Origin of the sequence: Mycolicibacterium baixiangningiae (assembly GCF_016313185.1) — a bacterium.
GTDB lineage: Bacteria > Actinomycetota > Actinomycetes > Mycobacteriales > Mycobacteriaceae > Mycobacterium > Mycobacterium baixiangningiae.
In genome coordinates this window covers 2,455,115-2,479,385 of the sequence record NZ_CP066218.1, presented here as the reverse complement: position 1 = coordinate 2,479,385, position 24,271 = coordinate 2,455,115, and the positions used below count along the sequence as shown (strand labels likewise).

The following is a 24,271-nucleotide window of genomic DNA, read 5'->3' as shown; positions in this document are numbered from 1 at the left end:
CTACAGCAGTTGACCCAATCGCGCTGCGCGGGTGGGCCACTGCCAGTTCTCGAGCGCCCACCGCCTGCCGTCGGCGCCCATGGCGGCGGCACGGGCGGGGTCGGCGAGCAGGCCGCTCACCGCGATCGCCACCGCGCTGACGTCGGTGCCCTCGACGACGAGCCCGGTCTCGCCGTCCCGCACGGTCTCCGGCGCGCCGCCCGAGCGGCCCGCCACCACCGGCACCCCGGTCGCCGACGCCTCGAGGTACACGATCCCGAGCCCTTCGACGTCGAGGCCTGCGCCGCGGGTGCGGCAGGGCATCGCGAACACGTCGGCCATCGCATGGTGTGCGGGCAGCTCGTCGCCGGGGACGCCGCCGGTGAACCGCACGTCTTCGTCGACGCCGTGCTGGTGGGCCAGGCGCTGCAGCGTGTCACGGTAGGGGCCGCCGCCGACGATCACCAGCACCGCACCCGGCACCCGTCGCCGGATCGCGGGCATCGCCCGGATCAGCATGTCCTGGCCTTTACGGGGCACCAGCCGAGACAGGCACACCACGACGGGGCGCTCGCCCAGGCCGTAGCGCGCCCGCAGCTCCGCTCGCGCGGCGGGGTCGGGAGTGAACCGGTCGGTGTCGACACCGGGCGGCAGATGCTCCAACGCCGCGCGCGGTCCGAACGCCCCGGCGAACCGTCCCCGCGTGTAGCGGCTGACGAACGTCACCACGTCGGTGTCGTCGCCGATGCGGCGCAGCGCCGTGCGCGCGACCGGCAGCATCGACCAGCCCACTTCGTGGCCGTGCGTGCTGGCGATCACCCGGTCGGCGCCCGCGCGGCGGGCGATCGGTGTGAGCAGCGCCAGCGGTGCCGCCGCACCGAACCACACCGTGTCGATGTCGTGGCTCGCGATGAGCCCGCGCATGCGCCCCGCCACCGACGGTTCGGGGAGCATCAGGGTGCCGGGGTGGCGTATCACCTCGAACGCGGCGGCGCGGTCGTAGTCCGGGGCGTTCTTCCACGCCGGGGCGTAGACGGTCACCTCGTGCGCGCCCGCCGCGACGACCTGGTCGACGAAGGCCTCGAGGTAGTTCTGGATGCCGCCGGCACGCGGCGGAAAGTCGTTGGTGACCAGCAGGACTCGGGACATCGGAGCCCAGGCTAGCCCTGCGGCCAGTGCCGCCACCCGGCCAGCACCTCGTCGAGGCTGCTGCCGAGCGTGTCGCGCACGGCGGTGGCCACGTCGGGATGACCGGGACTGCAGGCGTGCACGTACAGCGCCCGTAGGCGCTGCGGGCCGTACCGGTCGGCGACGTAGGAGGCGAACCGCCACGCCCGGTCGTATGCCTGCGACCGGGTTTGGCCGGGGGTGTCGAGATCGCTGTCGGCCGGTAGGGCAGCCACCGGATCGGAGGCGGGCGCCGATTCCGGCGGGCGGGCGAGGTAGTCGGCGACGCCTTCGGTCAGCCAGCGCGGGGCGTCGGCGGCGGTCGCCTGTCGCGCGGCGTGGTGGAACAGTTCGTGACGCACCACGAGCCGCAGGGCCTCGTCGGTCATCCGCGCGGCGCCGGGGGCGAACACGATGCGCTCGGCGGTGGTGGCGGCCGCGACGTCGGCTCCCCCGCCCGCGAGCGCGGCGAACTGCCGATCCGACGCCGTCGCGACGATAACGATCTCCTGCCGCCAGTCCGGCCCCCAGAACCGGCTCACCGCATCGGCGGCGCCGGGGAGTTCGGCGGCGATCCGGGACAGCAGCGGTGCGCTGTGCGCCCCGCCGAGTGCGATGAGCTGCGCGTGGCGCCCGTCGGGCAACGGTGTCGTCGTGGTGGGGTCGGGACCGGCTGGGGTCGGCTGGTCGGCGACCACCGCGAGCGGCGGCGCCGGTGCCGGCTCGGACCGGTTGAGCAGCAGCACGGCGGAGAGGAACTCGGCCAGTAGCAGGCCGAGGATCAGCCGCCGAGATCTGGTGACGACTGACTGGGTGACGACGGGCCGGGTAACGACGGGCTCAGTAACGACGGGCTCAGTAACGACGGGCTCAGTAACGACGGACGTTGTAGATCGGGGCGTTGTTCACCGGCGCGACACGCACCGGCGTGCCGTAGGTGGAGGCGTGCACCATCATCCCGTCACCGATGTAGATGCCGACGTGCGAGGCGTCGGAGTAGTAGGTGACGAGGTCACCGGGCTGCATCTGGTCCGTCGACACCGGTTGCCCGCCGCGGGCCAACGCCTGGCTGGAGTGCGGCAGCGAGACGCCCTCCTGCTGGAAGGCCCACATCACCAGCCCGGAGCAATCGAAGGCGCTCGGGCCGGACCCGCCCCACGAGTAAGGCGACCCGATGCGGCTGAGCGCGGCCTGTACCGCGACGGCGCGGTTGGCCCCACCCGACGGAGGGGCGATGTCACCCGGCGGGATGGCCCCGGGCGGGGCGGCCAGCACACCGGGATCGTTGGCGGGAGGCACCGCGGCCGGCGGCGGCGGCACTGCGGGCGCAGGCGGCAGGGCGGCGAGCGCCTCACGCTGGTTCGGCGTCAGCGCCTCGTACTGCGACTTGACGACGGCGATCTGGGTCTGCAGCCGGCTCTGCTTGTTCTGCAGGTCGGCGCGGACCTGGGCGGCCTGTTCGGCGGCGGTCTTCGCATCGGCCGCGGACTTCGCCGACGCCAGTTCGGCCGCGGCGGCCCGGGCACTGACGTCGCGGAAGCCCGCCATCCGGGCAGCCATCTCCCCCGCCATGACGCGCTGTACGGATAGCTGGTCGATGAACTGCTGCGGCGAGTTTGCCGTGAGGATCGCGCTCATACCGTCGGTGCGTCCGCCCATGTACTGGGTGGCGGCCACCTTGTTCACGGCCGACTGGAAGGTCGCCAATCGAGACTTGGCCTCGGCGGCGGCGGCGAGGTCAGCGCCGTGCCTGGCCTCGGCGGCCTGCTGTGCGGCCAGTTTGTCGCCGAGATCGAGCTGCGCCGAGTGCATGGCCTCGGTGGTCTGCTCAGCCTGCCGCGACAGTTCGTTGAGCTTTGCCAAGGCATCTTCTGCCGGGTCGGCCAGCGCACTGCCGCCCAGGACCGATGAGAACACGGCCAGAGCCGCAATCGCACCGACGGCGGGTCGCTTAAGAACACGGATGCCCCACTGCGCGCGAACGAGCCTCAAGATTTGCGTCCTTCAACTGGCGTAACGAGCCGCCTCGAACTGCTCTAAGGTCTCAGACAGGTTACGAAACGGCATCGGGCTTGTCCAACAGAAGGGCCAAATTTAACAGGTGTCAGGGGGGTTTTTCTTCCCCTACCTCCCGGCGCGTGGTTCGAGGCAAGCGTTAGGCAACGCCCGAATTCTTTTGCCTGTGAATGGGAACCAGCCGCAGTCGCGGTGCCAATCCGGCTTCGGCCAGCACTTCCAGTGCGCGACGCTCGTCGACGAGCAACGTCTCGGGGACCCCCAGCAGCACACTGACGACACAATCCTGACACCCTGGGCCGCGCACCGCGCAGTCGTCGCAATCGATGATGACCGTCTCCGCATCCGCGCCCGGATCCGCTTCGCGCGGTTGGTTGCCCCACGGATGGTTGTCCCACGGTTGGTCGTCCCACGGTTGCTCGCTCCGTAGTTGCTCGTCCCATGGTCGGTCACCCCACGGTTGGTTGCCCTTCGCCATCTGGCCGTCCTCTCAATCGGTGTTGCCCGCACGCTAACGACGGCCACCGACAGACCGGCCACACCCGCGTGGCACCGCCGCGCTGTCGGTGCCGTTCCCTACGTTTCTCGCATGGGCCAGCGCAGCGTCGGTGCCGTCGGACAGCCGGCGGAGCAGCTGGCGTTCGACATGGAGTCGCTGTCGCTGCGCGATACGACGTTCGTCGTCGTCGACCTGGAGACCACCGGGGGCCGTGCGACCGGCGACCACCCCGATGCGATCACCGAGATCGGCGCGGTGAAGGTCCGCGGCGGTGAGGTGATCGGCGAACTCGCCACCCTGATCGACCCCGGGCGGGCCATCCCACCGCAGATCGTCGCGCTCACCGGGATCACCACGGCGATGGTCTGCGCCGCCCCCCGCATCGAATCGGTGCTGCCCGCCTTCCTCGAATTCGCCCGCGGCACAGTGCTGGTGGCCCACAACGCCGGCTTCGACATCGGCTTCCTGCGGGCGGCCGCCGAACAGTGCCAGCTGACCTGGCCGCGCCCACCGGTGCTGTGCACGGTCAAACTCGCCCGCCGGGTGCTCACCCGCGAGGAAGCGCCCAGCGTGCGGTTGTCCGCACTCGCGCAGCTGTTCCGCGCGAAGACGACCCCGACGCACCGGGCCCTCGACGACGCCCGCGCCACGGTCGACGTGCTGCACGGGCTGATCGAGCGGATCGGCAATCAGGGCGTGCACAGCTACACCGACCTGCGCGCCTACCTGCCCGACGTGACACCGGCGCAGCGCCGCAACCGCCGGCTGGCCGACGGGCTGCCGCACCGGCCGGGTGTCTACCTGTTCCGCGGCCCGGGTGAGGAGGTGCTCTACGTCGGCACCGCGGTGGACCTGCGCCGCCGCGTCGGGCAGTACTTCACCGGCGCCGATCCCCGGACGCGGATGAAGGAGATGGCGTCGCTGGCCACCCGCGTGGACCATGTCGAATGCGCCCATGACCTCGAGGCGGGTGTGCGGGAGCTGCGTCTACTGGCCGCCCACGCGCCGCCCTACAACCGACGGTCGAAATTCCCGCAGCGCTGGTGGTGGGTGGTGCTGACCGACGAGGCATTCCCGCGGTTCTCGGTGGTCCGCGCCCCGCGCCACGGTTCGGCCGTCGGGCCGTTCCGCGCCCGCGCCGACGCCGTGCAAACCGCCGAGCTGCTCGCCCGGTTCACCGGTGTGCGGACCTGCGCCACCCGGCTCGCCCGCGCGGCCCGGCACGGCGCGGCCTGCCCGGAGCGGGAGTTGTCACCGTGCCCGGCGCCGCGCGACATCGACGCGGCTGCGTACGCGCCCGCCCCGCGCCGCGCGGCCGATCTGATCGAGGGCCGTGACGATTCCGCGCTGACCGCGGTGGTCGACGGGATCGCGGCGCTGGCCACGGTCAACCGCTACGAGACGGCGGCGCGGCTGCGCGACCACGCCGCCACGGGCATCGAGGTGCTCTGGCGCGGACAGCGGCTGCGCGCGTTGGCCGAGCAGACCGAACTGGTCGCGGCGCGTCCGGACGGCGGCGGCGGATGGCATCTGGCCGTGGTGCGGTACGGGCGCCTGGCCGCCGCCGGCTGCGCCCGTCGGGGGGTGCCACCGATGCCGGTCGTCGATGCGCTGACCGCCGGCGCGCAGACCGTGCTGCCCGATGCCGCACCGCTGGGCGGAGCACTGGTCGAGGAGACCGCGCTCATCGCGCGCTGGCTGGGCCATCCGGGAGTGCGCATCGTGCGCTGCGACCCCGGGTACGCCACGCCCATCGGTGCCGCGGGCCGCTGGCAGGGGTGGGCGGAGACGGCCCGCTCGGCGCGGCTGGCCGCCGAACAGACCGACCGCTCAGAGCTTCTGGGTGAACCGCACCCAACGCGTGAGCAGCTGTTCGGCCGCCCCAGAGTCGATCGTCTCGACGGCCCGGGCCAGGCCCGCCTCCCAGGCCGGCACCCATTTGGCGTCGCTGGATAGTCCGGCGTGCGCAACCATGGCGCCGGCGGCGTTGAGAACCACCGCATCGCGCACCGCACCCTTGGCGCCGCCGAGCACGGCGCGCACCTCGGCGGCATTGTGTTCGGCGTCGCCGCCGACCAGCTCGGACAGCTGAGCGCGCTGGAAGCCGAACGCCGCGGGGTCGAACGTCAACCGCTCGACCGTGCCGGCCTGGACCCGCCAGATCGTGCTCGTGGTGGTCGTGGTCAGCTCGTCGAGGCCGTCGTCGCCGTGCACCACCAGCACACTCGAGTTGCGCGAGGCGTACACCCCGGCCATCACCTCGGCCAGCTCCGCCCACGCGCAGCCGATCAGCCCGGCACGGGGCCGGGCGGGGTTGGTCAGCGGTCCGAGCAGGTTGAACACCGTCGGGACCCCGAGCTCCCGGCGCACCACCGACGCGTGCTTGTACGACGGGTGAAAGTGGTTGGCGAACGCGAAACCGATACCCACCTCGGCGACAGAGGCGGCCACCTGGTCGGGCCCGAGGTCGATCCGGACGCCGAGCGCCTCGAGGGTGTCGGCGCCGCCGGACAGCGAGGACGCGGCCCGGTTGCCGTGCTTCATCACCGGCACGCCCGCGGCGGCCACCACGATCGCCGCCATGGTGGACAGGTTGACGGTGTTGGCGCCGTCGCCTCCGGTCCCCACGATGTCGACCGTCTCGTTCCCGATGGTCTCGGTGGGAATGCGGCGCGCATGCTTGAGCATCACGTCGGCCAGTTCGGTGACCTCCGCCGACGTCGGCCGCTTGAGCTTCATCGCCACCGCGAATCCGGCGATCTGAGCCGGCGTGGCCGTCCCGGTCATGATCTGGTCCATCGCCCAGCTGGCCTGTCCGCTCGCCAGGTTATGTCCGGTGGTCAACCGCCCCAGGATCAGCGGCCACGTGGGAGTATCAGTCACGCGCCGATGTTCCCACGGCGGCTGGGAACTTCCCAAAGCTCCACCCGGTCTTTCCGAACGACACTTGTGACGAATAGGCGACCCGGCTGGAGTTCGACAACTACAAAGCGTCATACTTCTTGTGTGACGAGTGCTGTAGGGACCTCGGGGACCGCGATCACCTCGCGCGTGCATTCGCTGAACAGGCCGAATATGGTCAGTGTCGGCACCATTGTGTGGCTTTCCAGTGAACTGATGTTCTTTGCTGGATTGTTCGCGATGTACTTCACCGCACGCGCCCAGGCAGGCGGCGAGTGGCCGCCCCCGCCGACCGAGCTGAACCTGGGGCTGGCGGTACCCGTCACCCTCGTGCTGATCGCGTCGTCGTTCACCTGCCAGATGGGTGTGTTCGCCGCCGAACGCGGTGACGTGTTCGGCCTCCGCCGCTGGTACGTCGTCACCTTCCTGATGGGCCTGTTCTTCGTGCTCGGCCAGGGCTACGAGTACCTGCACCTCGTCGAGCACGGCACCACGATCCCCGGCAGCGCCTACGGCTCGGTCTTCTACCTCGCGACCGGATTCCACGGCCTGCACGTGATCGGCGGCCTCGTCGCCTTCCTGTTCCTGCTCGCGCGTACCAAGATGAGCAAGTTCACCCCGGCACAGGCCACCGCGGCGATCGTCGTGTCGTACTACTGGCACTTCGTCGACATCGTGTGGATCGCGCTGTTCGCCGTCATCTACTTCGTTCGATGAGCTCGACGATGGGCTCCCAGGATTCGCAGCCGACGAGAAGGGGTTCGATGACCAGCAAGTCCCGCCGACGGTTTCGCCGGCGCCTGTCGGCAGCGGCGCTGCTGCTGATCGGACTTGGCGCCGCAGGTGGCGTCGCCGCCACGCTGACGCCCGCACCGCAGGTGGCCGTGGCCGACGAGTCACAGTCGGCGCTGCTGCGCACGGGCAAAGAGCTGTACGACATGTCATGCGTCAGCTGTCACGGCAGCAACCTGCAGGGTGTCGCCGATCGCGGCCCGAGCCTCGTCGGCGTCGGCGAGGCCGCGGTGTACTTCCAGGTCTCCACCGGCCGCATGCCCGCACGCCGCAACGAGGCCCAGGCACCGGACAAGCCGGCCGACTTCGACGAGGCGCAGACCGATGCAATCGGCGCCTACATCCAGGCCAACGGCGGCGGACCCGTCGTCCCCCGCGACGAGAACGGCCAGATCGCGAGCCAGTCGCTGATCGGCGACAACGTCGCTCGCGGCGGCGACCTGTTCCGGCTCAACTGCGCCTCATGCCACAACTTCACCGGCCGCGGCGGTGCATTGTCGTCCGGCAAGTACGCCCCCGAACTCGAGGCGAATCCGGCGCAGATCTACACCGCGATGCAGACCGGTCCCCAGAACATGCCGAAGTTCTCCGACCGTCAGCTCAGCCCCGAGGAGAAGCGCGACATCGTGGCCTACGTCGAGGAGTCGCGGGAGACCCCGCCCCCCGGCGGATACGGCCTCGGCGGCTTCGGCCCGACCTCTGAGGGCATGGCCGCATGGATCATCGGAATGGTCGCCGTCATCGGTGCGGCTCTCTGGATCGGGGCACGGGCATGAGCGACGAGCGCAACGACGATCTGGCCAAGGACGCGCCGAAGGGCACCGACGCACCCGGCCATGCCGGCGAGCCGGGTCAGCCGACCGACGCCGAACTGGCTGCGATGTCGCGTGAGGAACTCGTCGAACTCGGCGGCAAGCTCGACGGCGTCGAAACGGTCTTCAAGGAGCCTCGGTGGCCGGTGCCCGGCACGCGCGCCGAGAAGCGCGCGGAGCGTTCGGTCTCTGCGTGGTTGCTGATCGGCGGCGTCGCCGGGTTGGCACTGCTGGTGGTGTTCCTGTTCTGGCCCTGGGAGTACCAGCCCTACGGCTCTGAAGGCGAGTTCCTGTACTCGCTGGCCACGCCGCTCTACGGCCTGCTCTTCGGGCTGTCGATCCTCGCGATCGGCATCGGCGCAGTGCTGTTCCAGAAGCGGTTCATCCCCGAAGAGATCTCGATCCAGGACCGCCACGACGGCCGCTCCGCCGAGCTCCAGCGCAAGACGGCCGCGGCGAATCTGACCGATGCACTCGAGGGTTCGACGATCAAGCGCCGCAAGATGATCGGCGTGTCGCTCGGTGTCGGGCTCGGCGCGTTCGGTCTCGGCACGGCGGTGGCCTTCATCGGCGGTCTGATCAAGAACCCGTGGAAGCCGGTGGTGCCGACCGCCGACGGCCCCAAGGCCGTGCTGTGGACCTCCGGGTGGACCCCACGGTTTCAGGGCGAGACGATCTACCTGGCCCGGGCGACCGGAAACACCGGTCACGGATCGGTTTTCGCGAAGATGCGTCCGGAGGATCTCGACGCCGGCGGTATGGAGACGGTGTACCCGTGGCGTGAGTCCGATGGTGACGGCACCACGGTGGAGTCGAGCCACAAGAACACCGAGATCATCATGGGTGTGCGAAATCCCGTGATGCTCATCCGCCTTCGGGCCGAGGACATGCCGAAGGTGGTCAAGCGCAAGGGCCAGGAGAGCTTCAACTTCGGTGAGTTCTTCGCTTACACGAAGATCTGCTCGCACCTGGGTTGCCCGTCGTCGCTGTACGAGCAGCAGACCCACCGCATCCTGTGCCCGTGCCACCAGTCGCAGTTCGACGCGCTGCATTTCGCGAAACCCATATTCGGTCCGGCTGCGCGCGCTCTCGCGCAGTTGCCCATCACCATTGACCAGGACGGGTACCTGGTCGCCAACGGCGACTTCATCGAACCCGTCGGGCCGGCATTCTGGGAACGGAAGACAACATGAGTGCACAGAGTGGTTCCAAAGTCGCCGCCCGGCTTGCGGCACAGGGTGACGCGATCGATTCGCGTTACCACCCGTCGGCAGCGGTCCGCCGGCAGCTGAACAAGGTCTTCCCCACCCACTGGTCGTTCCTGCTCGGTGAGATCGCCCTGTACAGCTTCCTCATCCTGCTGATCACCGGCGTCTGGCTGACTCTGTTCTTCGATCCGTCGATGGCCGAGGTCGTCTACGACGGCGTGTACCAGCCGTTGCGCGGTGTGGAGATGTCGCGGGCCTACGCCTCGGCGCTCGACATCAGCTTCGAGATCCGTGGCGGGCTGTTCGTCCGCCAGATCCACCACTGGGCGGCGCTGCTGTTCGCGGCGTCGATCATGGTCCACCTCGCCCGCATCTTCTTCACCGGCGCATTCCGGCGACCGCGTGAAGCCAACTGGGTGATCGGCTCACTGCTGCTGATCCTGGCCATGTTCGAGGGCTTCTTCGGCTACTCGCTGCCCGACGATCTGCTGTCGGGCACCGGCCTGCGGGCCGCCCTGTCCGGCATCACGATGGGCATCCCGGTGGTCGGCACGTGGATGCACTGGGCACTGTTCAACGGCGACTTCCCGGGCACGATCATCATCCCGCGGCTCTACGCGCTGCACATCCTGCTGATCCCCGGCATCATGCTCGCGCTCATCGGCGCCCACCTGGCTCTGGTGTGGTTCCAGAAGCACACCCAGTTCCCCGGACCGGGACGCACCGAGAAGAACGTCGTCGGCGTGCGCGTCATGCCGGTGTTCGCGGTGAAGTCCGGTGCGTTCTTCGCGGTGACCGTCGGCATCCTCGGCCTGATGGGCGGTCTCCTGCAGATCAACCCGATCTGGGTGCTGGGCCCGTACAAGCCTTCTCAGGTGTCCGCGGGTAGCCAGCCGGACTTCTACATGATGTGGACGGACGGCCTGATCCGGTTGTGGCCGGCGTGGGAGTTCTACATCGGCAACTACACGATTCCCCAGCCCGTGTGGATCGCGGTGCTGATGGGCCTGATCCTCGGGTTGCTGACGGTGTATCCGTTCCTGGAGAAGAAGATGACCGGGGACAACGCGCACCACAACCTGTTGCAACGCCCGCGTGACGCTCCGGTCCGCACGGCGATCGGCGCGATGGCGATCGCGTTCTACATCCTGCTGACCTTCGCCTGCATGAACGACATCATCGCGCTCAAGTTCCAGATCTCGCTGAACGCGACGACGTGGATCGGGCGTATCGGCATGGTGGTGCTGCCTGCGATCGTCTACTTCGTCACCTACCGCTGGGCGGTGTCGTTGCAGCGCAGCGACCGCGAGGTGCTCGAGCACGGCATCGAGACCGGCATCATCAAGCGGTTGCCGCACGGTGCCTACATCGAACTGCACCAGCCGCTCGGACCGGTCGACGAGCACGGGCATCCGATTCCGCTGGAGTACCAGGGCGCTCCCCTGCCGAAGCGGATGAACAAGCTCGGCTCCAGCGGGGCCCCGGGCAGTGGCAGCTTCCTGTTCGCCGATCCGATGGTCGAGCACGAGGCGTTGACCGAGGCCGCGCACGCCTCGCATCGCCGCGCACTCACCGCGCTGCGTGAGCGGCAGGACGGCAACGGTTCTGCCAACGGGCACGGCGACGGCAACGGCTCCAACGGCCACCACTAGTCCCCGACAGCGATACGGCCGCTGCGATCCTCCCACCGGAGGTCGCGGCGGCCGTTTCGTTTTTGTGAGACCCCGCTCCCCCACCAGCGCTGCGCGTGAGGTGTCGCGAGTGTCGCACGAGCCTTTGACGCGAGATTGAACTCCCGCAGGCCCCTTCTCGGGCGTTCCCTGCGTGGCTTCAATCTCGCGCACGGGGAGCACGCGCGCACCAGGCCCGCCCAGCCACTTCGACCGCTTGCCAAACAGCCCCTCGCGAGGCTTGACGCGAGATCGAACTCCCGCAGGCCCCTTCTCGCACGATCCCTGCGTCGCTTCAATCTCGCGCACGGGGCACGGGGCACGGGGCACGGGGCACGGGGCACCCGCACGGAGGCACGCGCGCACGCGAAAGGCGGTACCGCGGAACCTCGGTCAGGCAGCCGGTTCGAACTCTTCGCGCATGCGGCGCAGATACCACCACGGCGCCACCGGCATCGCCAGCGTGACGACCCCGGCCACCCCGTAGAGCACCCACGAGATCGTGTCGTTGTCGACGGCCATCAGATAGGTCGCGGCGCCGATGGCGACATTTGCGACGCCGATCGCGATGCCGAGCACCAGGGCGCACTGCAGTGTCAGCCAGTCGATCGCGCCCGCCGGATCGCCGGGAGCCAGCCTGCTGGGCACCGGCCGCGCCTGTGGGCTGACCGCCCGCAGCTTCTCGGTTGCCGGTTCGCTTGTCGCCGTAACCCTTTCACGGGGTAGCACGACGGGCACCGGCTCGGGCTGCGCCGTCCGTCGCGCCCTCAGCAGCAGCGGCACCGCACCGATGATGACCACCGCCGATACCCCGATGACGGTGTACAGCAGCCACGGGGTATCGCCGTCGGCCGACACGACAGGCCGGGTACGGCCCATGTCGGCGAGGGCCACGATCGCCGCGACGGCAGTGCCCAGCACGGCCAGCCAGACAGCCGCGCAGACTCCGAGCAGGATGCGGTTGAGGTTCTCGGTCTCCGCGCCGGTACGGGCGGAGGCTGTATCGCTGGCGGCCATCAGCAGCTCGTCTGTGCGGCGTTGCCGGTGTTGGAGGACAAGACCGTCCCGTCGCTCGTCGTGATGGAACAGTTCAGCCTGCTGACCAGGAACAGGCTCGACGCCTGCACCGATCCGACCTCGGACTGCGAGATCGGGGTGACGGTCAACGACCACGGAATGTAAACGTTGCGTTGGGTCCTGCGGCGGCCCGACGCGTCGACGTAGGTGACCGTGATGATGTCCCCGGGCGCCTTCGTCCCGGTCACCGTATACGTGACCTGCCGCGGGCCGGCCGGTGTGGTGGTGGTCGGCGGTGGCGGCGGCGGTGTCGTCGTCTGCTCAGGCGGCGGCGGCGGCGCCTCTTCGGCCGGTGGAGGCGGCGGTGGCTCGGTGACCGTCACCGTCTCCGGCGGCGGAGGCGGCGGGGGTTCGGTCGTGGGCGGTGGCGGCGGAGGAGGCGGGGGCGTCGTCGTCGTGATCTCGTCCTGGGCCGGCGGCGCAGGTGTGGTCGTACTCGTGGCGGGGGTGGCCAACTGGTCGGAGTCGGTCTTGGTGACCAACAGCGCCACCGACACGACCAGCGAGATGGCGGCGACGATGGCAGTGACACCGACCACCCACGGCCAGCGCGGCGGGTCCTGCCCGTCGGCCGGGTCGGACACCGGCTCGTAGCTGTCGTAGTCGTAGAGCGCCGGATCCGCGGGTACGTACGGTCCCGCGCTGAACTGTTCGGATTCGGGGGCGGAGTACGCCTGCGAATAGATCTCGGTCTCGCCCGTGACGGGGACCGGTTCGTTGACGCCACCGACCTGTTCGGTCGGTTCGTCGGGTGCCGAGTGCCTGCCGCCCTCCCGATCGGGCTGGTCCGCTCCCGGCGAGTCCGGCCCTGGGGGGTTCGGCCCGCTCATCTACGCCTATCCTTCTCGACTGCGTCACCGGCGCGGGCATGCGGCCTCAACGGCTCACCGCGCCCCGGCAACACTACCCAACGACAGGTGACCGGCGACCGACACGGCGCGGTTCACCGGCCAAGTGTTGCCCGATTCGTGATCTTCCCGCCCCTGACGCGCCTGGGTCAGTGCTTCTCCGGACCCCAGTAGTACTCGAAGACCAGGCCGCCGGCCGCGGTGAGCACCAACACGACGCCCGTCACGATCAGCCACGGCAGCCACAGCGCGGCGCCCACCGCGGCGGTGGAGAAGGACAGCGCGATCAGGATCGGCCACCAGCTGTGCGGCGAGAAGAACCCGAGTTCCCCGGCGCCGTCGCTGATCTCGGCGTCCTCGTAGTCCTCGGGTCGGGTGTCCAAGCGCCGGGCCACGAAGCGGAAGAAGGTGCCGACGATGAGTGTCAGTCCGGTCGTCAGCACCAGCGCGGTGGTACCGGCCCACTCCACGCCGCCACCGCCGAACATCGCGGTCAGCGTGGCGTACACGACAGCCGACAGGGCGAAGAACGCCGTCAGGAACTCGAACAACCTGGCTTCGATATGCACTGCGAAGTCCTACCTGCTCGCTTGCGGGGCCATCTCGCCGCGCCGCGTGTCGAACGGCCGCGTCGTGACCGCGGTGGGTGACTGGTTGATGTCGATCAGCGCCTCGGCGTTGGTCTTCCCCGCGATGCGCTGGTCGAGGTATGCCTTGAAGTCGTTGGGCTCGACCACGCGCACCTCGAAGTTCATCATCGCGTGGTAGGTGCCGCACATCTCGGTGCACCGCCCGACGAAAGCCCCCGTCTGCATGATCTCGCTGATCTGGAAGATGTTGTCGGAGTTGTTCTGCTGCGGATTCGGGATGACATCGCGCTTGAACAGGAATTCCGGAACCCAGAACCCGTGGATGACGTCGGCCGAGGCGATGCGGAACTCGATGCGCTTGCCGGCCGGAAGCACCAGGACGGGGATCTCCGTGCTGGTGCCGAGCGTCTCGACCTTGTCGAAGGCCAGGTAGCTGCGGTCCTCGGGGCTCTGCCCGGCGATCGCACCCTGCTCGGTGTGGGCCGACTCTTCCTCGCCCACCGCGCCCGCACCTTCGCCACCGGGGCGCGAGGCGACAGCGGCGCTGCGCTCGTCGTCGGCCCCGTCGTAGGCGATGGTTCCGTCGGCGAAGTTCACCTTGTTGTAGCCGAACTTCCAGTTCCACTGGAAGGCGGTCACGTCGACGACGACCTCGGGGTTGTCCTCCTTGGACAGCATCTGCTCCTGCACCACGACGGTGAAATAGAACAGCACCGAGATGATGAGGAACGGGATGACCGTCAGGGCCAGCTCCAGCGGCATGTTGTAGCCGAACTGGCGCGGCAACTCGGTGTCGGAAGCCTTCTTGCGGTGGAACGCGCTGGTCCAGAAGATCAGCACGTAGACGATGCCACCCACGACCAGCGCGGCGATCATCGAACCGATCCACAATTCACGGTTGAGATGCGCTTCCGGGGTGATGCCGTTCGGCCAGCCCAGGCCGAGCACCTCTGACCAGCTGCAGCCACTCAGCACCAGTGCAGTGGCACCCAGCACCACGACCAATGCGGCTTTTCGTGCCACCGCCTTCAGCCCGCGAGGGGTCACGTTGGCGCCTCCTAGATTTCCGCTAAGCCGACCGCTGTGCGGTCCATGCCACCGTTGAATACTACGCAGCGTAGACCACGCCTGGGTGGCGGTCTCGACACACCTCGGCATTAGGCATACTGGCGCGGTGTGCGGACTGCTGGCGTTCCTGAAAGACCCGTCCGCGCAGCCCTCCCCCGCGCTGATCGGCGCGGTTTCGGGGGCTGCTGAACTGATGCGTCACCGGGGGCCCGACGAACCGGGCACCTGGTCGGACGACGGCTCGGATCCGGGCATCGTGCTCGGCTTCAACCGGCTGTCGATCATCGACATCGCGCACAGTCACCAGCCGCTGCGCTGGGGACCTCCGGAGGCGCCGCAGCGCTACGTCCTGGTGTTCAACGGCGAGATCTACAACTACCTCGAACTTCGCCGCGAGCTGACCGAGGCGCACGGTGCCGAGTTCGCCACCGATGGTGACGGCGAGGCGATCGTCGCCGCCTACCACCACTGGGGTCCGGCGGCCCTGTCCCGGCTGCGGGGCATGTTCGCGTTCGCGCTGTGGGACACCGTCGAGGGTGAACTGTTCTGCGCGCGCGATCCGTTCGGCATCAAACCGCTCTACCTGGCGAGCGGCCCGGGCGGTACCGCGGTCGGCAGCGAGAAGAAGTGTCTGCTGGCCGTCGCCGACCAGCTCGGCTTCGACACCGGTCTCGACGAGCGGGCTGTGCAGCACTACACCGTCCTGCAGTACGTCCCGGAGCCGGAAACGCTGCACTGCGGCGTGCGCCGGCTGGAGTCCGGCAGCTACCTGCGGATGCGCCCGGGGCAGGCACCGGTGGTGACCCGCTACTTCACCCCCCGTTTCGACGCCCGGCCCTTCGGCGCCGGGGCGGAACAGGCCCGCTACGACGAGATCACCGCCGTCCTCGAGGACTCTGTCGCCAAACACATGCGCGCCGACGTCACCGTGGGCGCCTTCCTCTCCGGCGGCATCGACTCGACCGCGATCGCCGCGCTCGCGATGCGGCACAACCCGCGGCTGATCACGTTCACCACCGGATTCGAGCGCGAAGGCTTCTCGGAGGTCGACGTGGCCGTCGCATCCGCGGAGGCGATCGGCGCCCGGCATGTCACCAAGGTGGTCAGTCAGGCCGAGTTCGTCGAGGCGCTGCCGGCGATCGTCTGGTATCTCGACGAGCCGGTGGCCGATCCGGCGCTCGTGCCGCTGTACTTCATCGCCCGCGAGGCGCGTAAGCACGTCAAGGTCGTGCTGTCCGGGGAGGGCGCCGATGAGCTGTTCGGCGGCTACACCATCTACCGCGAACCGTTGTCGCTGAAGGCGTTCGACTATCTGCCGCGCCCGGTGCGACGGTCGCTACGCCGGGCCTCGGCTCCCCTGCCGGAGGGCATGCGCGGCAAGAGCCTGCTGCACCGCGGCTCGCAGACCCTCGAGGAGCGGTACTACGGCAACGCCCGCAGTTTCTCCGACGAGCAGCTGCGTGCGGTGCTGCGGCGCTTCTCGCCGGAGTGGACGCACACCGACGTCACCGCCGCGCTGTACCGGGAGTCCGACGGCTGGGATCCGGTGGCGCGCATGCAGCACATCGACCTGTTCACCTGGCTGCGTGGCGACATCCTGGTCAAGGCCGACAAGATGACGATGGCCAACTCGCTGGAGTTGCGGGTGCCGTTCCTGGATCCCGAGGTGTTCGCGGTCGCGTCGCGGTTGCCGCTGGAGCAGAAGATCACCCGCGCCACCACCAAGTTCGCGTTGCGCCGCGCACTGGAACCGGTGGTCCCCGCCCATGTGCTCAACCGGCCGAAGCTGGGCTTCCCGGTGCCGATCCGGCACTGGCTGCGCTCGGGAGAGCTGTTGGAGTGGGCGTATGCGACGGTCGCGGCCTCACAGACCGGCGACCTGATCGACGCCGAAGCGGTGCGCACGATGCTCGACGAGCACCGCACCGGCGTCAGCGATCACAGCCGCCGGTTGTGGACCGTCCTGATCTTCATGCTGTGGCATGCGATCTTCGTCGAGGGCAGTGTCACCCCGCAGATCGACGAGCCGCACTACCCCGTGCAGCTATAGCGCCTCGCCGATCTCCTTCGCAGCGTCGGCGCCGTAGGCCTCACCGATCCGGGCCAGGCCGGCGTCCTTGTCCCAGCTCCACTCCTGCGGGCCGGGCGCCTCGAGCACGAGCGTCGCGACGAGCGAGGCGAGCTGCGCGGAACGCTCCAGGCTCAGCCCTGCGCTGCGGCCGGTGAGGAAACCGGCGCGGAACGCGTCGCCGATGCCGGTGGGGTCGGTCTTGTGGGTTTCGGGTACGACGTCGACGTGGACGAAGGTCCCGTCGCGGCCGACGAGGTCGACACCCTTCTCGCCCAGCGTGGTGACGCGCAGCTGGATCTGCTGCATGACCTCGGCTTCCGACCAGCCGGACTTCTGCAGCAGCAGATCCCACTCGTAGTCGTTGGTGAAGAGATAGGTGGCGCCGTCGATGAGCTTGCGGATCTCGTCGCCCGAGAGCCGGGCCAGCTGCTGGCTGGGGTCGGCGGCGAATGTGAGACCGAGCGCACGGCATTCCTCGGTGAGCAGGAACATCGCGTCGGGATCGTTGGCGCCGATGATCACCAGATCAGGCGTGCCGGTCCGCGCCACCACGTCGGCGAGTTTGAGGTTGCGCGATTCGGACATCGCACCCGGATAGAACGACGCGAGCTGCGCCATGTCGTCGTCGGTGGTGCAGACGAAGCGGGCGGTGTAGGCCGTTTCGGAGACGAGCACACTGTCGCAGTCCACGCCGTGCGAGGTCAGCCAGCCGCGGTACTCGTCGAAATCCTTGCCGACCGCGCCGACCAGCGTCGGGCGTCCGCCCAGGATGCCCATCGCGTAGGCCATGTTGCCGGCCACGCCGCCGCGGTGGATGACCAGATCGTCGACGAGGAAGCTCAGCGACACCTTCTGCAGGTGTTCAGCGAGCAGCTGGTCGGCGAAGCGGCCCGGGAATCGCATCAGATGGTCGGTCGCAATGGACCCGGTCACCGCAATGGTCACGAAGTGTCACCCTTCATTTCGTCAACTCGACTTACCGACCTTAGCGGCCCGGCCTGGTACCCCGTCGTCCCCGGGGCGGCACACCCATGGTGCGCTAACCTGCGTACAAGTGCCCGCGCGGTCGCTGTAGACAGGCGATCTGATCTCACGATTCCTTGGAGCGACATTCTCGATGGCTGGTCCGTACCCGTATCCGGAGCCCTATCCCCAGCAACCGCTTCCGCCTCAGCAAGGTGCACCGCAACCTTATCCGGGTCCGGTTCCGGCGGCATATCCGGGCATGCTGCCCCCACCGGTGCAGTATCCGAAGCGGGGCCGCAAACGGGTGCTGTGGGCGTTGGCCGCCGCGGTCCTGGTGGCCGCGCTGGTCGGCGCGGTGGTCTTCGCCACCCGCGACAGCGGCCCGGCGCAGACGTCAGGGCCCCTCAGCGACGCCTCCGCCCGAACGGCCATCCAGGGTTATCTCGACGCGCTGTCCAACGGCGACGACGAGCAGATCGCCCGGCATGCGCTCTGCGGGTTGTTCGACGCGGTGAAGGAGAAGCGGTCGGACCTCGCCCTGGCGGGACTCGCCGGTGACGCGTTCCGCAAACAGTTCAGCCGCGCCGAGGTGTCGTCGATCGACACGGTCGTGCCGTGGTCGGCCAACCAGGCCCAGGTGCTGTTCACCATGCGGGTGGCGCCTGCCCGCGGTACGTCCCGTGGACAGGAACCTCCCAATGAGGAAGAGCAAGCGGTCGCCCAACTGCTCATCCGGGACAACGAAGTGCTGGTGTGCTCGTACCTGCTCCGGACCGGCAGCCAGTACTAGCGGGTGTGACCGAAGGTCAGTTGAACGAGTCGCCGCAAGCGCAGGAGCCCGTCGCGTTCGGGTTGTCGATCGTGAAGCCCTGCTTCTCGATGGTGTCGACGAAGTCGATCGTGGCGCCCTGCACGTAGGGGGCGCTCATCCGGTCGACGGTCAGCCGGACGCCGCCGAACTCCGCGTTCAGGTCGCCGTCGAGTGCCCGGTCGTCGAAGAACAGGTTGTAGCGCAGGCCGGCGCATCCGCCCGGCTGCACGGCGATGCGCAGCGCCAGGTCGTCGCGGCCCTCCTGGTCGAGCAGGGCCTTCGCCTTGGTGGCCGCGGCGTCGCTGAGAACCACACCGTGGGTTGCGGTGGCGGTCGCCGACTCGTCCTGAACAGTCATTGCTCTCCCTTTGCATCCCTGCTGCTGGTTTGTGGGGACCACGCTGGCGAAACCCGCTAGCGGTCCACTATCTCAACGGTACCTTGCTTCGGCGCTATTCCCGAGGTGACTCCCGCCCGGCCGGAGCCCGTCGACCGGCAAGTAACCTGGCAGATGTGAAACTGCTGGGCCGGAAAAGCAACGACGAGGGACCCGAGGACACTGCGGTGTCCGCGGCTCCGGCGCCTAACGAGTCCGAAGCCGAAGCCCGGGAGCGCAAAACCGCACCCAAGGGCAAGCCCACCCCCAAGCGGGACGCCGCCAAACGGCGTGGCCCGGTGGCGCCCGCGCCGCTGACCGCCGCCGAGGCCCGCCGCCGCCGCAAGGAACTGCGCGGGCCCAAGCTCAGCAAGGAAGAGCGCAAGGCCGAGAAGCTCGAGCGCCGAGCCTCCATGTCGGAGCGCCGCGAGAAGATGATGGCCGGCGACGACGGCTATCTGCTGCCCCGCGACAAGGGCCCGGTCCGGCGCTACGTGCGCGATCTGGTCGATGCGCGGCGCAACGTGCTCGGCCTCTTCATGCCCGCCGCGCTGGCGCTGATCTTCGTGATGCTCGCAGTGCCGTCGGTCGAGGTGCAGCGGTTGCTGTCACCGGCCATGCTCGTCCTGGTGCTGATCATGATCATCGACGGGTTCGTCGTCGGCCGCAAGGTCAACCGCCTGGTCGACGAGAAGTTCCCGGACAACACCGAATCCGGTTGGAAGCTCGGCTTTTACGCAGCCAGCCGGGCCTCTCAGCTGCGCCGGATGCGGGCACCGCGGCCGCAGGTCGAGCGCGGCGCCAAAGTCGCCTGAGGCGACCGGCGACGGTGCGCACACTCGTCCTCGGCGGAATCCGCTCGGGCAAATCGCAGTGGGCTGAAGCCGATATCGCCGCGGGGTCGGCCGCCGTCCGCTACGTGGCCACCGGAGCGCGACCCGGTTCCGACGACGAGTGGGCTCAGCGGGTCGCCGCGCACCGCGAACGCAGGCCGAGCGGTTGGGTGACCGCGGAGACCACCGATGTGCCGGGCGCGCTGCTTGCCGATCCCACCACCGCGACCCTGGTCGACGACATCGGCGGCTGGCTGGCCGCGGAGATGGACCGCTGCGATGCGTGGACGGGCGGTTCGGTGACGTCGGCTGCCGACGCGCTGGTGGCCGCGGTGGTCGGGTTCACCGCTCCCCTGGCCCTGGTCAGCCCCGAAGTCGGGTTGACCGTGGTGCCCGCAACCGCGGCCGGGCGGCGCTTCGCCGACGAACTCGGATCCCTCAACCAGCGGCTGGCGGCGACGTGTGAGCGTGTGGTGCTGATCGTCGCCGGCCAGCCGATCACCGTGAAGGAGCCGTCGTGAACTTCGCCGTCGGGGGTTCTGGCGATGTGGAGTTCGCCGATGTGGCGCCACCGGACCCGGGTGCCGCGGCCGAGGCGCGGGCCCGTCAGGGCCGGCTCACCAAACCGGCGGGGGCGCTCGGGCGGCTCGAGGAGCTCTCGGTGTGGGTGTCGGCCTGCCAGGGCGTCTGCCCGCCCCGTCAGTTCAGCAGGCCGCGGGTGGTGGTGTTCGCCGGCGACCACGGTGTCGCCGCGGCGGGCGTGTCGGCGTATCCGGCAGAGGTCACCGCGCAGATGGTCGCCAACATCGCCGCGGGTGGCGCCGCCATCAACGCGCTGGCCGAGGTCGCCGGCGCCGGGGTGCGCGTGGTCGACATCGCGGTGGACTGCGACGAACCGCTGACGCCGGCGATCGGCTCGGCGAAGGTGCGCCGCGGCAGCGGCAACATCGCGGTCGAGGACGCGCTGAGCGACGACGAGACCGAGGCGGCGCTGGCAGCGGGCCGCCGGATCGCCGACGACGAGGTCGACTCCGGTGCGGACCTTCTGATCGCCGGAGATATGGGTATCGGGAACACCACGGCCGCAACGGCTTTGATCGCGATCCTGACGCATTCCGAACCCGTCGCCGTGGTCGGGCGCGGCACCGGGATCGACGACGCCGGCTGGGCGCGCAAGACCGCGGCCGTGCGCGACGCCATGTACCGCGCGCGGACGGTGGCGGCGGATCCGGTGGCACTGCTGCGGGTCTGCGGTGGTGCCGATCTGGCCGCGATGGCCGGCTTCTGCGCGCAGGCCGCGGTCCGCCGGACCCCGCTGCTGCTCGACGGTCTCGTCGTGACTGCCGCCGCGCTGGTCGCCGACCGGCTCGCACCGGGTGCGCGACAGTGGTGGCAGGCCGGGCACCGGTCCCCCGAACCCGGGCACACGCTGGCCCTCGACAGCCTCGGGCTGACACCGATCCTCGACCTGGGCATGCGGCTCGGCGAGGGCACCGGCGCCGCGGTCGCCCTGCCGATCGTGCGTGCCGCGGTGGGCGCGCTGGCGGGGATGGCCACCTTCGACGAGGCCGGCGTCTCGTCGTGATCCGTTCACTGGCAGGGGCGTTCGCATTCGGGACGGTACTGCCGGTGCCTGCGGGTCGCACCGCGATGTTGGGACGCGGCGTGCTGACCGCGCTCCCGGTCGTCGGGCTCGCGCTCGGTGTCATGGCGGCCGCGGTGTGGTGGGCGGGGTCGTGGGCGTTCGGACCGCACAGCGCACTGGCGGGTCTGTCGGCGGTGGCCGTACTCCTGCTGGCTACTCGCGGTATGCACATCGACGGGCTGTCCGACACCGTCGACGGGCTGGGGTGTTACGGCCCGCCGGAGCGCGCGCTGACGGTGATGCGCGACGGAACCGCCGGTCCGTTTGGCGTGGCGGCGGTGGTGGTGTCCGTGGGTGCGCAGGCGTTGGCGTTCTCGCTGCTGCCCGGCGGGTGGGCCGGTGCCGCGGGGGTGGTCACGGCGGTGGCGGCGGGCCGGGTCGCGGCGCTGGTGGCCTGCCGGCGCGGGATTCCCGCCGCCGACGGCAGCGCGCTCGGGGGCAGCGTGGCGGGCACTCAACCGGTCGGGGCGATCACGCTGTGGGTGATCGCTGTTGCCGCGCTTGCGGTCCCGGCCACCGAACGGATCTGGCAGGGCCCGCTGGTGGTGCTGCTCGCTGTCGCCGTGGCGGCGCTGCTGGTGCGGCATTGCGTGCGCCGCTTCGGCGGGATCACCGGCGACGTGCTGGGTGCCGCGATCGAGGTGACGACGACGCTGGTCGCGCTCGGTCTGGTGATCCGGTAGCGGTCGAGTGTGCCTTTATGGCTCGGCTACTTGAGCCTGGTCATCCAACCGTGGGTGTCGGCGAACTTCCCGCGCTGGATCCCGGTGAGCGTGTCGCGCAACGCCATCGTGACCTCGCCGGGCTCGCCGTCGGCGATCGTGAACTCGCCGTCGGTGTGCTTGACGTGGCTGACCGGGGTGATGACCGCGGCCGTGCCGCACGCGAACACCTCGCTGATCTCCCCCGCGGCGGCCTTCTTCTGCCACTCGTCGACGTCGATCTTGCGCTCCTCGACGGCGAAGCCGGCATCAGTGGCCAACTGCAGCAACGAATCACGCGTGATACCGGGCAGCAGCGACCCGCTCAGTTCAGGAGTCACCAATCGCGCCGAACCACCGCTGCCGAACACGAAGAAGAGGTTCATACCGCCCATCTCCTCGACGTAGCGGCGTTCGATCGCGTCCAGCCACACCACCTGATCGCAGCCGTGCTCGGTGGCCTGCGCCTGCGCGAGCAGCGACGCCGCATAGTTCCCGCCGAACTTCGCCGCACCGGTGCCGCCGGGGCTGGCCCGCACGTATTCGTGCGACAGCCACACGCTGACCGGTTTGATCCCGCGCGGGAAGTACGCGCCGGCCGGCGAGCCGATCAGCAGGTAGCGGTACTCGTTGGCGGGGCGGACGCCGAGACCCGGTTCGGTGGCGATGACGAAGGGCCGCAGGTAGAGCGACTCCTCGCCGCCGGCCGGCGGCACCCACTGTTCGTCGACCTCGACGAGGCGGCGCAGCGATTCGAGGAACACCTCATCGGGCAGCTCCGGGATGGCCAGCCGGCGCGCCGAGGACCGCAGCCGCGCGGCGTTGGACTCCGGACGGAACGACACCACAGAACCGTCGGCCCACCGATAGGCCTTGAGCCCCTCGAAGATCTCCTGCGCGTAGTGCAGCACGACCGCCGACGGGTCGAGTTCGATCGGGCCGTAGGGCATCACCCTGGCGTGGTGCCAGCCGGCGTCCGCGGTGTAGTCGATCGACACCATGTGGTCGGTGTGGAAGCGCCCGAAGCCCGGGTTGGCCAGGATTTCGGCACGTACCTCGTCGGTCGCCGGTTCCGCGTTGCGGTCAACGGTGAACTCGAGGGGGCCGTCAGTCATGGAAGGAATTGTATCTCCGGTGGCTAGCGGGTTTTCGCCGTGACGAACGGAGGCTTGACGACCTCGCACTCGACGCGCCGGCCGCGCACGTCCACCTCCACCCGGCTGCCGTCGGCGACGTCATGGGAGGTGTCGATCAACGCAAGAGCGATGCCGGCCTTCAGGCTCGGTGAGAAGGTCCCCGACGTCGTCACCCCGACCGCGGTGTCGCCGTCGAACACCGTCAGATCCGGCCGCAGCACCCCGCGTCCGACCGCGCGCAGCCCCCGCAGCAGCCGCCTCGGACCCGCCTCCTTCTCGGCCAGCAGCGCGTCGCGGCCCCAGAAGGCGTCCTTGCGCCACCCGACCGCCCACCCGCACCGCGCCTGCAGCGGCGAGATCTCCGTGGACAGTTCGTGGCCGTGCAGCGGATAGCCCATCTCGGTGCGCAGCGTGTCGCGCGCACCCAGGCCGGCCAGTTCACCGCCGGCCTCGCGCACCGCCGCGAGCAGCGCGTCGAACACCGCGGGGGCGTCATCCCACGCAGGCAGCAGCTCATAGCCCTGTTCGCCGGTGTAGCCGGTGCGGCACACCCGCACGACGACGCCGTTGAAGTCGGCATCCGCGTAGCCCATGTAGTCCATGTCGACGGGCAGGCCCAGGGAGCTCAGCACGTCGGCGGACTTCGGCCCCTGCACCGCGAGCACGGCGAACGAGCGGTGCTCGTCGGTGACTGTCAGCCCGTCCGGCGCGCGTTCGGCGAGCGCAGCCACCACGGCAGCCGTGTTCGCGGCGTTGGGCACCAGGAAGATCTCGTCGTCGGAGACGTAGTAGGCGATCAGATCGTCGATGACGCCGCCGGAGTCGTTGCAGCACAAGGTGTATTGCGCCTTACCGGGACCGATGCGGTTGAGGTCGTTGGTGAGCGCGGCGTTGACATAGGCCGCGGCGCCGGGACCCCGCACCAGCGCCTTACCGAGGTGACTGACGTCGAACAACCCGACCGTGGTGCGGGTCGAGGTGTGCTCGCTGACGGTGCCCGCGTAGGACACCGGCATCAGCCAGCCGCCGAACTCGGCGAAGGTGGCTCCGTGCTCGCGGTGCCGGTCTTCCAGGGGGCCGTGCAGAGGTTCACTCACGCCTGACA

Annotated in this window: 23 protein-coding genes and 1 pseudogene; 11 read left to right on the top strand and 13 right to left on the bottom strand. The window is 69.5% G+C overall.

What is annotated here, in order from left to right:
• The 4 genes from I7X18_RS11600 to I7X18_RS11585 form a co-directional block, all read right to left on the bottom strand.
• Nucleotides 1-1,128 carry a glycosyltransferase family 4 protein gene (locus tag I7X18_RS11600; RefSeq protein WP_193047349.1) on the bottom strand — a complete coding sequence of 376 codons (1,128 nt, stop codon included), beginning with the start codon at nucleotides 1,126-1,128 and terminating at the stop codon, nucleotides 1-3.
• A gap of 11 nt (nucleotides 1,129-1,139) precedes the next feature.
• Nucleotides 1,140-1,886, bottom strand: coding sequence for a peptidase (locus I7X18_RS11595; protein ID WP_226864124.1), 747 nt, complete (start codon nucleotides 1,884-1,886; stop codon nucleotides 1,140-1,142).
• A gap of 130 nt (nucleotides 1,887-2,016) precedes the next feature.
• Nucleotides 2,017-3,138 (bottom strand): peptidoglycan hydrolase RipC, encoded by a 1,122-nt coding sequence (ripC, locus tag I7X18_RS11590; protein WP_193047348.1) that lies wholly within the window; start codon nucleotides 3,136-3,138, stop codon nucleotides 2,017-2,019.
• Nucleotides 3,139-3,301: 163 nt separating this feature from the next.
• Complete coding sequence (locus I7X18_RS11585; RefSeq protein ID WP_193047598.1) at nucleotides 3,302-3,493, bottom strand: hypothetical protein; 192 nt, start codon at nucleotides 3,491-3,493, stop codon at nucleotides 3,302-3,304.
• 258 nt (nucleotides 3,494-3,751) lie between these two features.
• On the opposite strand from I7X18_RS11585, the pseudogene I7X18_RS11580 reads away from it, so the two are divergent.
• Nucleotides 3,752-5,554, top strand: a pseudogene (locus tag I7X18_RS11580) (DEDD exonuclease domain-containing protein); the annotation flags it as partial.
• Here I7X18_RS11580 and trpD read toward each other — a convergent pair.
• Nucleotides 5,492-6,580 carry an anthranilate phosphoribosyltransferase gene (gene trpD / locus I7X18_RS11575; RefSeq protein WP_226864058.1) on the bottom strand — a complete coding sequence of 363 codons (1,089 nt, stop codon included), beginning with the start codon at nucleotides 6,578-6,580 and terminating at the stop codon, nucleotides 5,492-5,494. The pseudogene I7X18_RS11580 and the gene trpD overlap by 63 nt on opposite strands.
• Nucleotides 6,581-6,667: 87 nt before the next feature.
• Between trpD and ctaE the strand changes: the two genes are divergently transcribed.
• Genes ctaE through qcrB form a run of 4 tightly spaced genes read left to right on the top strand, consistent with a single transcriptional unit; the run spans nucleotide 6,668 to nucleotide 11,026 of the window.
• Nucleotides 6,668-7,279, top strand: coding sequence for an aa3-type cytochrome oxidase subunit III (gene ctaE / locus I7X18_RS11570; protein ID WP_193047346.1), 612 nt, complete (start codon nucleotides 6,668-6,670; stop codon nucleotides 7,277-7,279).
• Between the two features lie 47 nt (nucleotides 7,280-7,326).
• Nucleotides 7,327-8,130 (top strand): cytochrome bc1 complex diheme cytochrome c subunit, encoded by an 804-nt coding sequence (gene qcrC, locus I7X18_RS11565; RefSeq protein WP_193047345.1) that lies wholly within the window; start codon nucleotides 7,327-7,329, stop codon nucleotides 8,128-8,130.
• The gene (gene qcrA / locus I7X18_RS11560; protein WP_193047344.1) at nucleotides 8,127-9,359 is read left to right on the top strand and encodes a cytochrome bc1 complex Rieske iron-sulfur subunit; all 1,233 of its coding nucleotides are present in this window, start codon (nucleotides 8,127-8,129) and stop codon (nucleotides 9,357-9,359) included. The genes qcrC and qcrA overlap by 4 nt, the downstream gene beginning before the upstream one ends.
• Entirely contained in the window at nucleotides 9,356-11,026 is a 1,671-nt protein-coding gene (gene qcrB / locus I7X18_RS11555) for a cytochrome bc1 complex cytochrome b subunit (protein WP_193047343.1), read from the top strand. The genes qcrA and qcrB overlap by 4 nt, the downstream gene beginning before the upstream one ends.
• Nucleotides 11,027-11,437: 411 nt before the next feature.
• Here qcrB and I7X18_RS11550 read toward each other — a convergent pair whose 3' ends face one another.
• The 4 genes from I7X18_RS11550 to ctaC form a co-directional block, all read right to left on the bottom strand.
• On the bottom strand, nucleotides 11,438-12,061 hold the full coding sequence (locus I7X18_RS11550; protein ID WP_193047342.1) for a DUF2561 family protein: 624 nt from the start codon (nucleotides 12,059-12,061) through the stop codon (nucleotides 11,438-11,440).
• Nucleotides 12,061-12,951: an MmpS family transport accessory protein gene (locus I7X18_RS11545; RefSeq protein ID WP_193047341.1), complete on the bottom strand. Its 891-nt coding sequence runs from the start codon at nucleotides 12,949-12,951 to the stop codon at nucleotides 12,061-12,063. Before I7X18_RS11545 ends, I7X18_RS11550 begins: the two co-directional genes overlap by 1 nt.
• 167 nt (nucleotides 12,952-13,118) lie before the next feature.
• Nucleotides 13,119-13,538 (bottom strand): cytochrome c oxidase subunit 4, encoded by a 420-nt coding sequence (locus I7X18_RS11540; RefSeq protein WP_193047340.1) that lies wholly within the window; start codon nucleotides 13,536-13,538, stop codon nucleotides 13,119-13,121.
• A gap of 9 nt (nucleotides 13,539-13,547) precedes the next feature.
• Nucleotides 13,548-14,606 carry an aa3-type cytochrome oxidase subunit II gene (gene ctaC, locus I7X18_RS11535; RefSeq protein WP_193047339.1) on the bottom strand — a complete coding sequence of 353 codons (1,059 nt, stop codon included), beginning with the start codon at nucleotides 14,604-14,606 and terminating at the stop codon, nucleotides 13,548-13,550.
• 127 nt (nucleotides 14,607-14,733) lie between these two features.
• On the opposite strand from ctaC, the gene asnB reads away from it, so the two are divergent.
• A complete protein-coding gene (asnB, locus tag I7X18_RS11530) occupies nucleotides 14,734-16,677 on the top strand; it encodes an asparagine synthase (glutamine-hydrolyzing) (RefSeq protein WP_193047338.1) in 1,944 nt (647 codons plus the stop codon).
• Here asnB and I7X18_RS11525 read toward each other — a convergent pair.
• The gene (locus I7X18_RS11525; protein ID WP_193047337.1) at nucleotides 16,672-17,643 is read right to left on the bottom strand and encodes a carbohydrate kinase family protein; all 972 of its coding nucleotides are present in this window, start codon (nucleotides 17,641-17,643) and stop codon (nucleotides 16,672-16,674) included. The genes asnB and I7X18_RS11525 overlap by 6 nt on opposite strands.
• Before the next feature lie 172 nt (nucleotides 17,644-17,815).
• Here I7X18_RS11525 and I7X18_RS11520 point away from each other — a divergent pair, with 172 nt between their 5' ends.
• Nucleotides 17,816-18,454, top strand: coding sequence for an Rv0361 family membrane protein (locus tag I7X18_RS11520; RefSeq protein ID WP_193047336.1), 639 nt, complete (start codon nucleotides 17,816-17,818; stop codon nucleotides 18,452-18,454).
• A gap of 16 nt (nucleotides 18,455-18,470) precedes the next feature.
• Here I7X18_RS11520 and I7X18_RS11515 read toward each other — a convergent pair whose 3' ends face one another.
• Nucleotides 18,471-18,833 (bottom strand): HesB/IscA family protein, encoded by a 363-nt coding sequence (locus tag I7X18_RS11515; RefSeq protein WP_193047335.1) that lies wholly within the window; start codon nucleotides 18,831-18,833, stop codon nucleotides 18,471-18,473.
• Nucleotides 18,834-18,988: 155 nt separating this feature from the next.
• Between I7X18_RS11515 and I7X18_RS11510 the strand changes: the two genes are divergently transcribed.
• Genes I7X18_RS11510 through I7X18_RS11495 form a run of 4 tightly spaced genes read left to right on the top strand, consistent with a single transcriptional unit; the run spans nucleotide 18,989 to nucleotide 22,012 of the window.
• On the top strand, nucleotides 18,989-19,666 hold the full coding sequence (locus tag I7X18_RS11510; RefSeq protein ID WP_193047334.1) for a DUF3043 domain-containing protein: 678 nt from the start codon (nucleotides 18,989-18,991) through the stop codon (nucleotides 19,664-19,666).
• A gap of 14 nt (nucleotides 19,667-19,680) precedes the next feature.
• Nucleotides 19,681-20,205 (top strand): bifunctional adenosylcobinamide kinase/adenosylcobinamide-phosphate guanylyltransferase, encoded by a 525-nt coding sequence (locus I7X18_RS11505; protein ID WP_193047333.1) that lies wholly within the window; start codon nucleotides 19,681-19,683, stop codon nucleotides 20,203-20,205.
• Nucleotides 20,202-21,269 (top strand): nicotinate-nucleotide--dimethylbenzimidazole phosphoribosyltransferase, encoded by a 1,068-nt coding sequence (gene cobT / locus I7X18_RS11500; RefSeq protein ID WP_404822836.1) that lies wholly within the window; start codon nucleotides 20,202-20,204, stop codon nucleotides 21,267-21,269. Before I7X18_RS11505 ends, cobT begins: the two co-directional genes overlap by 4 nt.
• Nucleotides 21,266-22,012, top strand: a complete 747-nt coding sequence (locus I7X18_RS11495) for an adenosylcobinamide-GDP ribazoletransferase (RefSeq protein WP_193047332.1) — start codon at nucleotides 21,266-21,268, stop codon at nucleotides 22,010-22,012. Before cobT ends, I7X18_RS11495 begins: the two co-directional genes overlap by 4 nt.
• 26 nt (nucleotides 22,013-22,038) lie before the next feature.
• Here the strand turns inward: I7X18_RS11495 and I7X18_RS11490 are convergent, their stop codons facing one another.
• The gene (locus tag I7X18_RS11490; RefSeq protein ID WP_193047331.1) at nucleotides 22,039-23,145 is read right to left on the bottom strand and encodes a branched-chain amino acid aminotransferase; all 1,107 of its coding nucleotides are present in this window, start codon (nucleotides 23,143-23,145) and stop codon (nucleotides 22,039-22,041) included.
• Between the two features lie 23 nt (nucleotides 23,146-23,168).
• Nucleotides 23,169-24,263: a glycine cleavage system aminomethyltransferase GcvT gene (gene gcvT, locus I7X18_RS11485; RefSeq protein WP_193047330.1), complete on the bottom strand. Its 1,095-nt coding sequence runs from the start codon at nucleotides 24,261-24,263 to the stop codon at nucleotides 23,169-23,171.
• Nucleotides 24,264-24,271 lie beyond the last annotated feature (8 nt).